Annotated in this window: 10 protein-coding genes; 5 read left to right on the top strand and 5 right to left on the bottom strand. The window is 50.8% G+C overall.

What is annotated here, in order from left to right; translation table 11 throughout:
• Nucleotides 1-12 precede the first annotated feature (12 nt).
• Genes ACYVI1_RS24360 through ACYVI1_RS24350 form a run of 3 tightly spaced genes read right to left on the bottom strand, consistent with a single transcriptional unit; the run spans nt 13 to nt 5,706 of the window.
• Complete coding sequence (locus ACYVI1_RS24360; RefSeq protein ID WP_460913460.1) at nt 13-1,731, bottom strand: RagB/SusD family nutrient uptake outer membrane protein; 1,719 nt, start codon at nt 1,729-1,731, stop codon at nt 13-15.
• Between the two features lie 44 nt (nt 1,732-1,775).
• On the bottom strand, nt 1,776-4,886 hold the full coding sequence (locus ACYVI1_RS24355; RefSeq protein WP_460913459.1) for a SusC/RagA family TonB-linked outer membrane protein: 3,111 nt from the start codon (nt 4,884-4,886) through the stop codon (nt 1,776-1,778).
• Between the two features lie 25 nt (nt 4,887-4,911).
• Entirely contained in the window at nt 4,912-5,706 is a 795-nt protein-coding gene (locus ACYVI1_RS24350) for a FecR family protein (RefSeq protein WP_460913458.1), read from the bottom strand.
• A gap of 574 nt (nt 5,707-6,280) precedes the next feature.
• Here ACYVI1_RS24350 and ACYVI1_RS24345 point away from each other — a divergent pair.
• The gene (locus ACYVI1_RS24345; protein ID WP_460913457.1) at nt 6,281-7,048 is read left to right on the top strand and encodes a hypothetical protein; all 768 of its coding nucleotides are present in this window, start codon (nt 6,281-6,283) and stop codon (nt 7,046-7,048) included.
• 95 nt (nt 7,049-7,143) lie between these two features.
• Nucleotides 7,144-8,508: an NAD(P)/FAD-dependent oxidoreductase gene (locus ACYVI1_RS24340; RefSeq protein ID WP_460913456.1), complete on the top strand. Its 1,365-nt coding sequence runs from the start codon at nt 7,144-7,146 to the stop codon at nt 8,506-8,508.
• A gap of 60 nt (nt 8,509-8,568) precedes the next feature.
• Here ACYVI1_RS24340 and ACYVI1_RS24335 read toward each other — a convergent pair whose 3' ends face one another.
• Nucleotides 8,569-9,012, bottom strand: coding sequence for an OsmC family protein (locus ACYVI1_RS24335; protein ID WP_460913455.1), 444 nt, complete (start codon nt 9,010-9,012; stop codon nt 8,569-8,571).
• Nucleotides 9,013-9,199: 187 nt separating this feature from the next.
• Here ACYVI1_RS24335 and ACYVI1_RS24330 point away from each other — a divergent pair, with 187 nt between their 5' ends.
• The 3 genes from ACYVI1_RS24330 (at nt 9,200) to ACYVI1_RS24320 (ending at nt 12,285) form a co-directional block, all read left to right on the top strand.
• Nucleotides 9,200-9,985: a hypothetical protein gene (locus ACYVI1_RS24330; RefSeq protein ID WP_460913454.1), complete on the top strand. Its 786-nt coding sequence runs from the start codon at nt 9,200-9,202 to the stop codon at nt 9,983-9,985.
• A 132-nt stretch (nt 9,986-10,117) separates the two neighbouring features.
• The gene (lipA, locus tag ACYVI1_RS24325) at nt 10,118-10,996 is read left to right on the top strand and encodes a lipoyl synthase (protein WP_460913453.1); all 879 of its coding nucleotides are present in this window, start codon (nt 10,118-10,120) and stop codon (nt 10,994-10,996) included.
• 134 nt (nt 10,997-11,130) lie between these two features.
• The gene (locus ACYVI1_RS24320; RefSeq protein WP_460913452.1) at nt 11,131-12,285 is read left to right on the top strand and encodes a lycopene cyclase family protein; all 1,155 of its coding nucleotides are present in this window, start codon (nt 11,131-11,133) and stop codon (nt 12,283-12,285) included.
• A gap of 2 nt (nt 12,286-12,287) precedes the next feature.
• Here the strand turns inward: ACYVI1_RS24320 and ACYVI1_RS24315 are convergent, their stop codons facing one another.
• The gene (locus ACYVI1_RS24315) at nt 12,288-15,632 is read right to left on the bottom strand and encodes a two-component regulator propeller domain-containing protein (RefSeq protein WP_460913451.1); all 3,345 of its coding nucleotides are present in this window, start codon (nt 15,630-15,632) and stop codon (nt 12,288-12,290) included.
• Nucleotides 15,633-15,637: the final 5 nt, after the last annotated feature.

Raw genomic sequence — 15,637 nt, 5'->3', positions numbered from 1 at the left:
TATGGTCAGTTATTAAAACCCTGGATTCTGAGCGAACCCGGGGGTTCCGTCGGCGCCTTTCTCGGTTCGGTCAATCTGCGTTTGCGGAATGGGCCGCATATTATGGATTTCTTTTACGTTGGCAGCGGCATCGGGGTTGTATTTTTTTACCCGTTCTACCAGGTTGCCCCACCGTTTTAAGTCCATCCACCGGGTTTGTTCGCCAGCCAGTTCGCGGGCACGTTCCTGATAAATCATCTCCATGTCCATCTGAGCGGCTGTTATTTCCATAGCTGCCTCTTTACCCGGCCAGGCTGCCCGGCGACGCACTACGTTGATAGCGGCTACAGCCTCGGCTGTTTTACCCTGTTTCAGTTGAGCTTCCGCTAAGATCAGATAGGTTTCGGCTAAGCGGAACGCTAAATAATCGCGGCTGCCCTGTTCGTAGGTTAGATCAGGGCGAAGTGGGTCGAGGAATTTTTGCAGCGTTGGAAATAAAGCTGCCGAGTAGGCGCTGGGTACCAGCACCTGATAGGGTTTAGCTGCCCGTTGCGCCAGTGTCCATTCAACACCCGGAATATAGATGGCGGTATCACCCGCTTTATAGGTAACCTTAGCCTTACTATTGTCAAAAGAAGTGTTCAGATTCGCGCCGGGGTTGTTGCTCAGCCAGGTATCTTTAAACGTCTTTTTGTACCGCGAATCGTTAACCCGATCTTTCGGATTGAAAACAGTTTCGGTCAAAAAGGTTGTTGGGCGGAGTCGCTTAAATGGGCGGTCGCCTGCAATATCCCGTTTCAAACCGGGCTGCACATCGTACTGCATCCCAAAATACAGATGGAGCTTGTTGCCATCGCCGTTGTTCGTATTCGCCGAGTTGATATTGGTCAGCGGGTCCGATGTGTACTGCACCGAAAAAATGACTTCGTCATTAATTTCACCACCTCCCTGAGCAAATACACTGGCAAAATCGGGCAGCAGCTTGTATCCGTAGTTGGCAATTACATTCTGGGCTAAAGTAGCTGCTTTAGCGTAATCGTCTGATGCTTTGGCCGACGAGGTGGCTTTAGTCAGGTACACACGAGCCAGGAGGTGTTCGGCAGCGGATTTAGTCGCCCGCCCGTAATCACTGGCGGACTGAGCAGCGGCTTTCGTGGTAGGCAAATCGGTTATAGCCGCTTCAAGATCGGCTGTGATTTGTTTATAAATATCTGCTTCTGATGCCCGGCTGGTTGTTTTGGTAGGCCCTAAGGTTTCTTTTAATCGTAAGTCAACCCCACCAAACTGTTGCACCAGAATAAAGTAATAGTGTGCTCGCAGGAATTTCATCTCGGCAACGCGCAGTTTTTTGGTAGCGTCCGAAACGGTTGCTGCCGGAGCGCGTTCGATCACCGCATTGCAGGTGTTAATACCCTTATACACCTCCTCCCACACTTGCTGAATGATATCAACAAAGCTGTTCAACTGGGTATCATAAAAGTGAAACCCTTTATAGCTTCCATCGGCCCCGGTTGTGTAAATGTCCGTACCGTACTCGGTCATGGTTATACCACGCTCCGATCCGTAAAAATTCCGCATCGATGAATAAGCTGCTTTGCTGGCATCTTCAAAGCCTTTGGGTGTATTGACATAATCATTCCCAATGGCAGAGATTACTTTTTCATCCAGTATATCCTTACAGGCCTGACCGCTAAACAGGAGAGCGGTGAGTGCCAGAATACGGAATGAATTATGTGAAAATTTTGATTTCATGATTTTTGAATCTTAAGATGTTTGTAAATGCATTGCCAATGCGCTTAGAATTTAACATTTAAACCAAAGGTAGTTACCCGGGTAGCGGGCACAACACCATTGCTGACTACACCATCACTTGCACTTGTTTCAGGGTCAACACCGTTATACTTCGACCGGTAGGACGAGAAGATGAACGGCTGCTGAAGGCTGGCGAACAAACGGAGCGATTGCATGCGGAGTTTCGACGTAATACTTGCCGGGAACGTGTAGCCAAAGTTAATATTACGCACCTTCACGAACGAACCATCGAAGTAGATAATGGCTGCGTTATAGACGGGGAATTCCTGACTTGAGTTAGGCCGGGGAAATTCGTTTGTCGGGTTGTTAGGCGTCCAGTAATCAACCTTAATCTGCTGATAACGACCCGCCAACTGATTGTTGTCCCGGTGGAAACCGCTCAGAATGGTCTGACCGATCCGGGCATAAATAAAGAAGTTCAGGTCAAACCCTTTGTAGCTGAAGCGGTTCGTAATGCCGCCACTCCAGGTCGGAATATCGGAGCCTAAGAACACCCGGTCGTCAGCCGTAATTTTGCCATCATTGTTCGTATCCTGTACTTTAATCTGGCCAACAGCACTTTGGTAGGACTTAGCCGCATCGGCTTCGGCCGTTTGCCAAATACCGGCTTTCTTATAATCGTAGAATGCCGTCAGGGGCTTACCAATAAAGCGTTTGTTCCCAACGTCGTCAACCGGCCCGTTGAAGAGCGAGATAATGGCTTCGGTGTTCTTTGTAAACACAATGTCGGAGGTCCATTTAAAGCCACCTTTCGTATTCACGTTCACGGTCGATATACTGGCTTCTATTCCTTTATTCTGGGTTTCGCCAATATTCTTGGTTACAGCGTTAAAACCAATCGATGTCGGCAGCAGGTCAGACAGCAGCAGGTCGGTTGTCCGGGTGTTGTACAATTCAATGGCACCCGCCACCCGTCCCCGCCAGAGGCTGAAGTCAACGCCAATGTTGGTGGTGGTGGAGGTTTCCCAGTGCAAATCAGCATTGCCAATCGTTTCAGGGCGATACCCATAAGCAGGCGTGTTACCAAATGCGTATACGGTACGACCCAGTAACCCTTGGGTTTGATAAGGTGCTACGCCCTGATTACCAACCGACCCCCGGCTCACCCGTAGTTTCAACAGGTCAACCACACTGGAACCCTTCATGAAATCTTCATTGCTGATGTTCCAGCCTAAGGCAACACCGGGGAAGTTACCGTACTTGGTGTTTTCACCAAATCGGCTGGAACCATCCCGGCGAATGGTAGCCGTTAACAGGTATTTGTCCTTATAGTCATAGTTAACCCGACCCATATACGAATTAATCGTCCACTGAACCAGACCACTGCCGACACCCAGCACCGAACTGGCATTACCTACATTGTAGAACGACTGCGTTTCGGCCGGAACACCCTGCACGTTAATGTTATTAAACTCGGAATTGTCGCGCTGAATGGATTGTAACGCTGTTAGGCCAACGTTATGATCACCAAACTTTTTGTTGTAAGTCACCACGTTCTCGAGCGTGTAGTCGAAGTTAAAGGTGCTGGCGTTAGAAGCCTGTGGATCGCCGAATTTCCGGGCGTTCGTTTGAGCACCAATGAAGCGGCCAAACCGGTTGATGGTAAAATCAGGCCCGAAATTAACCCGGTATTTTAACCCGTCCAGAATATTTACTTCTGCGTAGATGCTGTTGAAGATCCGGTATTTTTTCCGTTCTTCAATCTGGGCTCCCGGTACGACCTCAGCCAGCGGATTGGTGAGCAGCGCATCGTTAGTCGGAGAGAAAATCAGGTTTCCGTTATCGTCGTAAGGCCTGCCGAGCGGATTTTGCTGAAGGGTAAAGTTGTAGGGATTCAGTGATTCGCCATTGCGCAGGACGTACATCATGTAGGAGGAAATCCCCACTCTAAGGGCCTTGTTGATCTGGTGATCAATATTGGCTCTCAATGAATAGCGGCTAAAGTCCAGCCCCGGCATGATGCCTTTATCCTGGAAATAACCCGCCGAAATGTAGAACTGTGTTTTTTCGCTACCACCCTGGACACCTATTGTGTGGTTCTGCTGAACCCCCTGCTTCAGAAGCAACGACTGCCAGTCAGTATTCCGCCCGGCCGCCAGGCCAGCCGCCACGTTCGGGTCACCACCCAGTACCGCTACCTTCGAGTCGGCGTAGGCATCTGCCACACCCGTAGGAACTGGATTACCGTTCGCATCTTTGTAGTTATTCGTAGTCCGGTAAGCCTCCCGCACGTATTCGGCAAATTCGGGACCGCTGAACAGGTTGACTTTGTCAAGCGCATCGGTAAAACCAACATAGTTATCGTAGCTGATGGTCGTTTTGCCCGTTGGATTCCCCCGCTTGGTCGTAACCAGGACAACCCCGTTAGCACCTCTGGCACCATAGATGGCCGTTGCCGTAGCATCCTTCAGGATTTCCATTGAGCCGACATCGTTCGGGTTGATGTCTTCATACTCTCTGGCAAGCGGAATTCCATCGACTACATACAGCGGGTCGTTACCGGCATTGAACGAACGACGCCCCCGAATCCGAATCGTTGGAACAGAGCCGGGTCGGCTACCCGACTGCGCCACATCAACCCCCGCTACCCGGCCCTGCATCGCCTGGCCAATGTTGGTAATGGGCTGTTCGGTGATTTGCTTGGGTGTAACGGATGAAATAGCTCCGGTTGTCTGGCTCTTTTTCTGCGAACCGTATCCAATCACGACCACTTCATTCAGGGCACGGGTGTCGGCACTCAGGGTCAGGTTAATAGCCGACCGGTTACCAACCGTAAGTTCCTGGGAAACAAAGCCAACCGCCGAGTAAACCAGCACCACCTGATTAGAGGGTACGCTAAGGCGGTAGTCGCCATTCGCATCGGTTGTGGTGCCTCGCGTAGTGCCTTTCACGGCTACGCTGACGCCCGGCAGGGCACTGTTGTCGTCGCCTGAAAGAACGCGCCCGCTTACGGTGCGTTCCTGCGCCGGATTTTGGACCCCCGGCGGGGCGGCTAAAGGGTTGCTCAAGGCGGGCTGGCCGAGCAGTACGAGGGCTGACAGCCCAAGTAGGGGGATCCACGCTGTTCGTGGCAGTTGGGTAATTGTTGTCTGCATTATAGGTTGCGGTAAAAGGTTATTACTAATTAAGATAAAGACCTGGGGAGCCGGTGTCGATTTCAATCGAGTCGCCGGGCTGGAGTCGAACTGGTTTTTGGTGCTTCAAGAGTAAGTTTATCTGGCCTGATGTTAGGGCTACACACGTAATTTTGTTGCGCTGACGGATGCGAAATGTGGTACCGGCAGCCTCAATAGTGATCCCGCCGGTGTGTACCCGAAATAACCGCGCTGATGAGGTATCGGTCCGGTGCGTTACCGAAAAATCAGCTTCGCCTTCCAGCCAGACGGCCTTGGGTATCTCCTCCGTCCACTGGCGGGCATAGCGCACAGTGCTGTTGGCATAGAGTGTCATGGTGGAGTTGTCGGGTAACTGAATCTGGCGGGTTTGGGTACTGCTGGTATTGATTGTCCGAACGGATTGGTTAGGGCCATATTGCATCCATAGCGCCCAGCCAATCAGGAGAAAAACCCCCAGAGTTGCGGCTACTGTACGCATAAAATACCACCAGCCAACAACAGCCCGAACATCGGGCTGGAGCGGGCGAACGTCCTCCATAGTCTGAAGCGATTCGCGAATGCGGCCCCATACCGATGAAATCTCGTCGGACGACAGGGCGGGCAAAGCCGGTCGGCTACCCGTGCGAATGAGGTCGCGAGCCACGTCAACGGTGTCGGTACGATAGGGATTTTGAGAAAGCCAGTTTTGCCAATAAGCCGCCACCTCGTCGTCGTCAGGATGTTGCACCCAACGCACAAACAGGTCGTCGAGGGCAAAGTCCTCGGCAGTGTAGGCGGAATAGGGCTTATTAGAAGACACCTGGTAGAACTGTTTTGTGTAGGCCAAAGCGTCTGAAATAGGGATTTCTACTTATCTATGGTGAATTATCAACCCTGGGCGTACATACCGCCTATATGCGTAAGGTTAGTATGGATTTTTCAATGATGACGTATCGGTCGGCTTATTGAACTTTCCCTTAACTTGCATCCCGAATATGTTAAATAAAAAAGTTATAAAGAACAATTCGCTCTATTATATTAATGCAATCGTTATCGGGAACGTTGCCGAACAGTCTACCTACGGGATTTTATTGTCTGAAAAGAAGAGATTGTTTCCAAAAAACCCATGGAATACAAAGCTACCCTTGCCTGTTTGCGTGGTTGATTTTGCACTTTACTGGGATAGTGCCTTTCGGCTATAGCTTTTTGTACGAAACGAATCAGGTTAAACTATCTAAATTGAGGTGCTGCTGAAACGGGAAGCCATCGAGGGTATAAACTAACGCCGGCAGGCCAGAACCATTAGGCCCCTACCTCGTTATATAGTTATCAACGATCTGAGAACTATGGCTTTATTGAAACGTTTGGTCGTGCTTAGCCTCATTTGGTTACTTATGGGAAAACATAGTTTAGCGCAATCCATAGTTCCTGCCGAAGTCTCTCCCCGACTGGCCGAAACGTCAATCAATACCGCCAGCCAGCCCGATAGTTTGCAGACTGCCCAGCCTGCATCATTAACGTTTACGGCATCGACCGATCAGCGTTTTTTCTTTTTTAGTGATACCCGCAATGACGATAATCGCCGGATACCGGTCAGTGTTTATGGGATACGAGCCGGTTTTTTGTTCCCGGCCCGCCATAACCGACCCGCTCTTCAGGGGGGGCGGACGGCCAGCTTCAAGGCGGGTGCGGGATTTTATTTTGTTAATCAGCACATCGACCAGCCGGGCCTGCTGCCCAACACATCGGCTTCTGTTACGCGCCATTTACGAATCGCAACCGCTTATTATGAGCGGTATCTGCTCCGCCGGAAAGCCTTTGATGTTAGTTTACCCATCGAACTCGGCTACGGCCATTCACGCTACGAACTCAACGACGACCAGTCGAGCAAAAACGAAGTGGCCCGGGGTATTTTTATTCCACTCGGCGTGGGCGTATCGGCGGCCTATCAGTTCCCAACTATTCGCTGGTTTCGCCCCTTGCACTGGTTTGGCTTAAATTTTCTAACGGGTTACCGGTTCGTTCTCAAAAAAGACATTCCCGAAAGTCAAATCAATTACACCGGATTGTATGTGTCAGTGGGGCCGTCCTTTTTTCTGGAAAATTTAACGGCCGACATAAAGTACTGGCGACAAAAGCGAAAAAAAAACCGCAAAAGGTGAGTGAGATGGTGCTTTTTTGAGTCGAATTAATTGGATAAGTAACTTAGATTTCGTTGTTTCGGGGCCGTACTCGCGGGTAGTAACCGTTTTGTTGTATGCGCCACGTTGTTATCCTGGGCAATGGTATTGCAGGCATTACGGCTGCCCTCGAACTTCGGAGGCAGACCAATGACCGCATTACCGTTATTTCCGCTGAAACAGCCCACTTTTTCGCCCGAACGGCCCTTAGGCCGCTATACATGGGGCAAACGACGTTTGCGCGGGCCAAACCTTATGAAGACTGGTTCTGGCCAAAGAACCGGATTGATCTCATTCAGGCGCGGGTTGACCAACTGGATTTTGCCAATAAAACGATTCATGCCGATCAAACTCAGCTACGCTATGACGTTCTTATAATGGCTGTTGGCTCAAAATCAAGGACTGGCGGCTGGCCGGGGGAGTCATTGCGGGGCGTACAGGGCCTGTATGGCAAACCCGACCTCGACCGAATGGAGACCGACACGACGGGTGTACAGCGGGCCGTAGTTGTTGGGGGTGGATTAATTGGTATCGAACTCTGCCAGATGCTCCAGTCTCGGGGCATTGATGTTGCGTTTCTGATTCGGGAAGCAAGTTTTTGGAACAGCGTATTGCCCCCTGAAGAATCTGAATTGGTAACGCAGCATATTCGTGAGCATCGGATAGACGTTCGAATTAACAGTGAACTGTCTGAAATTCAGTCTGATGCAACGGGTCGGGTAGCATCCATCTTAACAATCGATCAGGAGGCCATTCCGGCTCAATTTGTGGGCGTAGCCATTGGGATAAGCCCGGCAATTGATTTTCTGAAACATACGGCTCTGGAAACTGACCAGGGTATTCTGGTAAATGCCTGTCTGGAAACCAACCTACCCGACGTATATGCCATCGGTAGCTGCGCCCAGCATCGAATACCGCCCGAAGCGTCCCGTAATGGTATCGAGCAAGGGTGGGCGGCTGGTCGGATGATGGGCGAATCGGTGGCCAAAACGATAGCCGGCCACCAAACGGAATATCAGCCGGGTGTGTTGATTAATTCAGTCACGTTTTTCTCCATCGACTACCAGACTTGCGGTAAGGGAGCCAACCGACTTAACTGGACCACATTGCCTGATTATCCAGGATCTGAGGCTATTCTGCCTGAAAATAACCTTGACCGAACCTTCTTTTGGCAGAGCAAAACTAAAAAAAATACAACCCTGCGCGTTAACTACCGGGCGGATACGGGTGTTGTCACGGGCATGACCACCCTTGGCATACGACAGCGGCAGGACATCTGGCAGCAGTGGATTGCTACCGGAAAAACCATAAAATATGTACTGGAACATTTAGCGGAAGCCAATGTCGAGTCCGAATTTTTCAGGCAATACGCACGCGATCTGATTACTCAATACAACGCGGAAAACCGGCATCAGCCCGTAACATTACTGCGGACTAAGTAGGGAGTGTCTTAATAGATACTGGCTACTGACGCTCCTTATGAACGTCAGTAGCCAGTATCATTATACATCAACCGCTTGCTCCCAGCGAATGCTTACTGCCTGGTCGATGTTGGGGTGAAGACTGATGGCCACCGGACACGTATGGGCAATCTGCTCTAAACGAACACGGGTTTCCTCATCGGGCAGGAACGAGTCGCCATTCCGGTTGGCGCGGAGCGTCAGATCGATTTCCAGACGGGCAACACGCCGGGGCGGCTCAGTCGACATAATTTTCGTTACATCGAGTGTACTGGTTGCCAGATCGATATCTTCGCGCCGGGCAAAAATAGCCATTGTGGTGATGATGCAGGTTCCTAATGCATTGGCCAGCAAGTCGGTTGGTGAAAAGGCTTCTCCCCGGCCCTGATTATCGGTTGGGGCGTCGGTATTGATATGGGTACCCGATTGCAGATGAACGCAGTCTGTGCGTAACCCGCCGAGATAGTCGATATGAATGGTTGCCATGCGTTTTGTCAGGAAATTTAACGAGTTAACTGAGTAAGTTTTGACGAGTCAACCACTTACTCAGTTAACCGTTTACGAACTATTTGGGTCTAAACATAAAAACAATAGCATAGTTACGCTAATAGTTACGTCTGATTTTGTGAAAGAGAATGAAATTGAGTAGCTTTAAATTCAGGATTTTACGGAAATGCGGAAGATATATACACTACTGAGTCTTATCGTAACTTGTTGGCTACTATCAGGGCAGGCCAGCAATGGGCAAAACGTTGATAGCGAAGACGATGTCTATAAAACGGTGACCACATTTGGCCTCACGACCAATACCAGTTCAGGTATTATCGGGGGGTTTGTATTTCGGCAGTCGAAGCTGTTGCCCACTACCTTGTTTGGTATGCAACAGGCTCGGTATCTGAGTCTTGAGGTGGTCAATGTGAAACACCCAAAAGAAATTCAGTCGTCGATTAATAGCATCGGCTCGCGGTATATTGAGGGGAAAGAAAATTATTTATTTGTGGTTCGCCCGCAATATGGGCGGGAAGTGAAACTATTCCAGCGGAATTCCGACGAAGGAATCGCCGTGAGCGGTATTTTGGCCGCTGGCCCATCGCTGGGAATCATTAAACCCTATTATCTCGAAGTCTCCTATGGCAATCAAACGCGCACCGTACCGGCCTCTCAGGTAAATGGTTTTGCCACTGCCACGGGTGAAACCGTTACGGGCGCAGGCAGCTTCTTTCAGGGCTTTGGCCAGTCAAAACTAACCGTTGGCCTGAACATTAAAGCCGCCCTGAGTTTTGAGCTGAGCGCCTTCAGGAGCAATACAACGGGCGTTGAAATTGGCTTTCTGACCGAAATTTTCCCCAGCAGGATTGTCATTATCCCCGGCACTGATCCCAACGGCAGTCGCGAAGACGGCAATCGCAGTTTCTTTACATCGGGCTACATCAGCTTGTTTTTTGGTAGTAAAAAATAAACAGCAGGGCGCACAGGGAGCAGAGCAGGGGTATAATTCCCGTACCACGCTCCTCGCCCCGTGCGCCCTGCTGTTTGCCGTGAACTTTACACCTGAAAAACGAATTTTGTTGGAAAGGATTTAGGCGCCATCATGATTGAACTTCCCGTAATACCCTCCGAACAACAACGCAGGAAACGCCCCGACTGGCTGCGGGTGAAATTACCCATCGGCCCCGAATACGCCAAAGTGCGGAAATTGGTTGATGAACATAAACTTCACACAATTTGCGAAAGTGGTAATTGCCCGAACATGGGCGAGTGCTGGGGAGCCGGAACGGCAACATTCATGATTCTGGGTAATGTTTGCACCCGGAGCTGCACCTTCTGCGCGGTGGCAACGGGTCGCCCTAACGAATACGATACCGACGAACCCCGGCGTGTGGCCGAAGCCATCGTGCTGATGAAGGTCAAACACGCCGTGATCACCTCCGTCAACCGCGATGAACTGAAAGATAGGGGCGCTGAAATCTGGTATCAAACCGTGCGGCTTATCAAAGAAGCGTCGCCCGCAACGACCATCGAAACGCTTATTCCTGATACAAAAGGCAACTGGGACGCGCTCGAACGCATGATTGCTGCCGGGCAGGAGGTGGTTTCTCACAATATGGAAACAGTGGCGCGGCTTTACCGGCGCGTTCGGCCACAGGCTCGCTACGAACGCAGCCTGGAACAAATTCGCCGGACGAAGGCCTACGGGCAGCGTACAAAATCGGGCCTCATGCTTGGTCTGGGCGAAACCCAGGACGAGGTATTCAACGCCATGAACGACCTGGCCGAAAACGGACTCGATGTGCTGACACTGGGGCAATACCTCCAGCCAACCAAAATGCACCACGAAGTGATTGAGTGGATTCATCCCGATAGGTTTGCCATGTATCGCGAAGAAGGCTTAAAACGCGGGCTGAAATACGTTGAGTCGGGGCCGCTGGTTCGCTCCAGCTACCACGCAGAAAAGCACGTGAACGTTTAACCAATGAATAAGGCAAAATAAAATTTGTCTTATTCATTTTACAGTATTCAGTGTTCATTAGTTAAACAATCAGGCATCATCTGATAGTTAACGAAGAGAGTCCGGACCGGGGGTTCGGGCTTTTTCTTTGCTGCATGAAAAAATACGACTTCATCATAGCAGGCGGAGGCATGGCGGGTTTAAGTCTGGCGTATTACCTAACCCAGTCTCCGTTGCGCGACCGAAGCATTCTGATTCTGGACCGTGAACCCAAGAACCGCAACGACCGCACCTGGTGTTTCTGGGAGCGGGATGCGGGGCCATTTGAGTCGATTCTGTTTCGGACCTGGAATACGGTTCTGTTTCATGGTACGACTTACTCCGGCCCGCTCGATCTGGGCGATTATCGGTATAAAATGCTCAGGGGAATCGACTTCTACCGATTTATCCAGAATGAACTCGCAAAATGGCCTAATATCGACTGTAAACAGGCAACCATCAACCGGGTTAAAGAAACCCCACAAGGCGGGTTTGTTATTGCCGACGATGAACCGTATATCGCTGATTATGTGTTTGATAGTACGTTTGCGCTCAAACTCGACCAGCCCGATAATCATAATTTACTCCAGCACTTTAAGGGGTGGGTAATTACCACCGAAAAACCCTGTTTCGATCCCGAAAAACCCGAAATCATGGACTTTCGGATCGAACAGCAGAACGATTGCCGGTTTATCTATACACTCCCATTCGACCAAAAAACGGCCCTGGTTGAGTTTACACTTTTCAATAACGCCCTGCTAACAGACAGCGAATACGATAGTGAACTGCGCCGGTACATCGACCGCTTTCTGGAGACTGGCGCTTACCAGATTAGCGAAACGGAATATGGCGTTATTCCCATGTCGGACGAGCAGACCCAGGAAAACCCCTCTGAGCACATCGTCCGCATTGGCACCGCCGGAGGATTCACAAAAGCATCGACCGGCTACACTTTCCAGCGGACCCAGCGTTACCTGCAGGCCATCGTTCAAAATTTAGTTGAAACGGGCCGGCCCAACCGACATAGTTCGTGGTTTGGCAAACGGTTTAAACTTTACGATAGTATTTTCCTGAATGTACTCGAAAAGCATCGCCACCCTGCCGACGATATTTTTACGCGCGTTTATACCCAAAACCATACGCGCGTTTTTACATTCCTGGACGAGGATACCCGGCTTCGTGACGAATTGAAGCTATTTTCGACGATGCCGTTCTGGCCATTTCTATTGGCCTTTTTCGACGTTTTACGCAAAAAGACAGCAGGGCCATAAACTTACGCGTTGGTCAACGGTAGATGGAGGCTAAATTCGGTAAACTGGCCTTCCTGGGATTGAACGCGTAGCTGCCCACCGTGGCCCTTCGTAACGATGTCGTAGCTCAGGGCCAGACCAAGCCCTGTGCCCTGCCCGGCGGGTTTAGTGGTGAAAAAAGGGTTAAAAATTTTATCACGGATACCCTCGGGAATGCCTGTGCCATTATCACGAACGATGAGTTCAAGGTGATCGTCCAGCCGTTGGGTCTCAACCGTCACGCTCGGTTCAAACCCGGCGGGCTGTTGCCGCTTTTTTTCAGAGACGGCGTAAAATGCGTTGTTGAACACGTTGAGCAGCACCCGCCCAATATCCTGCGGTGCGCTCTCGACGAGACCCAGATTTGGGTCGAATTTGGTGATTAATTTCGCCTGAAATCCATTTTCTCTGGCCTGCTGACCCTGATAGGCTACCCGTAAACATTCGTCGGCAAGGGCGTTGAGATTGGTCGGTTGCCGGGGGGCGGTGTCGGTGTGAGCGTGTTCAAGCATGCTCCGGACAATAGCTGAAGCCCGCTGCCCATTTCTGACAATTCGCTGCAGATTCTCGCTGAGGTTCTCGGTGAGGGCCGTTACCTGCTCCGTATCACCGGCTACTACGCTCTGTTGCAGTTCATCGACCAGTTCAACCGTTACTTCGGCGAAATTATTGACGAAGTTAAGCGGGTTTTGAATTTCGTGGGCGATACCTGCCATTAGTTCGCCCAAAGATGCCAGTTTCTCTTTCTGAACTAACTGATTTTGGGTAGCCTTCAATGCGGCCAGTGTTTTCTCGAGACTGTCGCGCTGGTGCGTAATCTGATCGTTCTGTCGGCGTACTTCTGCCGTTCGGTTCGTTACAATTTCTTCGAGCCGGCGATTAGCCGCGCGCAGTTGCCGGGAGCGATAGGCAATAAATCCCCAGAGGCTACCTAACGAAAGCAGAACATAGAGGATATACGCTGGCCAGGTTTGCCACCAGGGCGAAAGGATACGAATACTAACCGGTTTGTTCAGGTTATGCCAGATGCGGTCACTCGTTGAGGCTTTCACCCGGAACGTATACTCGCCAGGCGGCAGATTCGTGTAGTTGGCAAACCGACGACTACCGTTCTGCACCCAGTCGTTGTCGATGCCAGCCAACTGATAGGCATATCGGTTACGCTCTGGCAGGCTATACGTTAAGGCGACGAATTCGAACGACAGAAAATTCTGATTGTAGGGCAGTGTCGTAATCGGTTCCGGTAGTGACCGACTTTTATTGTGTACTTTAAAGTTGGTGATATAGACCGGAAACGGGTTTGTATCGTCCTGGATACTATCAGGATTAAAACGAACAAGGCCGTTCAGCGTGCCAAAAAAAAGTGAACGGCGATTCCGCGAAACGGCATTTACCATAAAGTCATTGCTGGGCAGGCCGTCATGGCTGTCGTAGGGGCGGGCAACGTTGGTGCGCGGGTCGAACCGGCAGAGGCCCTTATTGGTACTTACCCACAAATACCCATGATCATCGCCCGTAATGCCAATAATCCAGTTGCTGGGCAACCCCTGCTGAGTCGTAATGTGTGAGAATAAACCCGTTTTTGAGTTAAAGCAATTCAGGCCACCCCGGGTCGTTCCTACCCAGATAGTACCTGATTTATCTTCGTAGAATGTGCCAATCTCGTTGTTGTTTAACCGACCCGGCTGCGTTCCGGCAACATAGCGGGTAAACCGACCCGTTCGCGGATTCAGCCGACTAATGCCTTTGCCTCTGACCGATGCCCAGACATCGCCCGCCCGGCTAACCAGCATCGCATCAATGTACTTTTCAGACAAGGCCGCCGTATCAGCCAGGTTGTATTTATAGTAAATAAATTGATTGGTCCTGGGATTAAATGAAGCAAGCCCCCCTTCGCCCGCCAGCCAGAGGGTTCCCAGTGCGTCTTTACTAACAAATTGAACTGGAATTTCCGTCGTAAATTTAACCGAGCGATTCGTCGTTTGATCGAGTCGGTACAGGCCATCCCAGGTCCCAATCCATAGACCGGTTGGCCCGTCGGGCAGCAGGGCGTGAATGAAGTTCTTATGCCCAGGAGTGGTTCCAAACAGAACTGCCGGTATCTCCCTAATCCGGTTCTGCTGAACGTCTAATCGCTGCAGGTTGTCCTGATTACTAAACCAGACCCGGTTCTGGTCATCGGCTGACAAGGTAAACACCTTGTTCTCGATTAAATTAGCGTTGCCAACGCTGCGCTTCAGTTGATAGGTCGTAAATGGTTTTGTGTTAATGGCTTGTTTATCGATGCCGTTGTCGGTACCAATCCATAGGGTGCCCGTGCGGTCATGATAAACGGCCTGTACATGAGCGCTGCTCAGACTGTGGAGGCTGGCGGGGTCAGGAAGATAGGTCGAGACCTGATTGGTAGTAGGCTCAATGCGCTGCAACCCTTCGGTCGTACCCATCCACACAAATCCCTGCGTGTCGCGGTGAAGGGTATTTAAATACATGAACTTGTTTATCGAATGCTTAGACTGATAAGGAACCAACTGGAATGGCTGGCTGCGTAGGTTAAGCTGGAGTATGCCTCTGCCAACAACCCCCAGCCAAAGAACATCGTGGTCGTCTAAGTAGAACGAGCCAAACCAGGGTTGGGGCGTGGTGGCCGTTTGATAGGGCAGGAGCGTAAACCGCCCATGTTGGCGGTCAAATTGATAGAGTCCCTGTGAGGTAGCCACCCACAACCGGTTTTGCCGATCCTCAAAAACGCATTTTACCGGAACTTCCCGTCGGGGAGATGGATATAGCGTAAAGTGGTGTTTAGCCGGGTCATACCGAACCAGTCCACCGTATGAACTGAGCCATAATATTCCCTGATGATCTTCGTAGACAGATAACTGATTGTTCCACCAGTTTTCGTGTTCGGCATGAATGGGATGGGGCGTAACCCCGCCCGTCTGCTTATTGACCTCGTGGAGGCCACCGCCCTCCGTTACGGCCCATAGCCGGTTTTGCCGGTCTTCACACAAGCCAGAAACCCGGTTATTGCGGAAACTGCGGGCAGGCCGGGCCGGGTCAGGTTGAAAGACCTGAAATGTGTACCCATCGTACTTGTTCAGCCCGTCGCTTGTGCCAAACCAGAGGAATCCTTCCCGATCCTGAAGAATGCAGCTAACAGAATTGTTGGAAAGCCCGTTTTTTACGGACAGGTGCTCAAATTTAGCCGATACTGGCTGGGCAGCTACCCGGTTCAGGTGCATCGTCAACAGCACTAAAACGATAGGTAGTCTGAACCCGGCCCGGCGAGCCGGAGCAAGTAGACGTATAGCGAATGTAGCGGCTTGTAGCATACGGG

The sequence above is a fragment of the Spirosoma areae genome, from assembly GCF_054781775.1.
The sequence above is the reverse complement of the archived record's forward strand: the minus strand, read 5'-3'. Positions and strand labels throughout refer to the sequence as shown.

Coding starts and splice junctions, on each gene's coding strand:
- ACYVI1_RS24360 (WP_460913460.1), bottom strand. CDS start 1,731: ATGAAATCAAAATTTTCACATAATTCATTCCGTATTCTGGCACTCACC.
- ACYVI1_RS24355 (WP_460913459.1), bottom strand. CDS start 4,886: ATGCAGACAACAATTACCCAACTGCCACGAACAGCGTGGATCCCCCTA.
- ACYVI1_RS24345 (WP_460913457.1), top strand. CDS start 6,281: ATGGGAAAACATAGTTTAGCGCAATCCATAGTTCCTGCCGAAGTCTCT.
- ACYVI1_RS24340 (WP_460913456.1), top strand. CDS start 7,144: ATGCGCCACGTTGTTATCCTGGGCAATGGTATTGCAGGCATTACGGCT.
- ACYVI1_RS24335 (WP_460913455.1), bottom strand. CDS start 9,012: ATGGCAACCATTCATATCGACTATCTCGGCGGGTTACGCACAGACTGC.
- ACYVI1_RS24330 (WP_460913454.1), top strand. CDS start 9,200: ATGCGGAAGATATATACACTACTGAGTCTTATCGTAACTTGTTGGCTA.
- lipA (WP_460913453.1), top strand. CDS start 10,118: ATGATTGAACTTCCCGTAATACCCTCCGAACAACAACGCAGGAAACGC.
- ACYVI1_RS24320 (WP_460913452.1), top strand. CDS start 11,131: ATGAAAAAATACGACTTCATCATAGCAGGCGGAGGCATGGCGGGTTTA.
- ACYVI1_RS24315 (WP_460913451.1), bottom strand. CDS start 15,632: ATGCTACAAGCCGCTACATTCGCTATACGTCTACTTGCTCCGGCTCGC.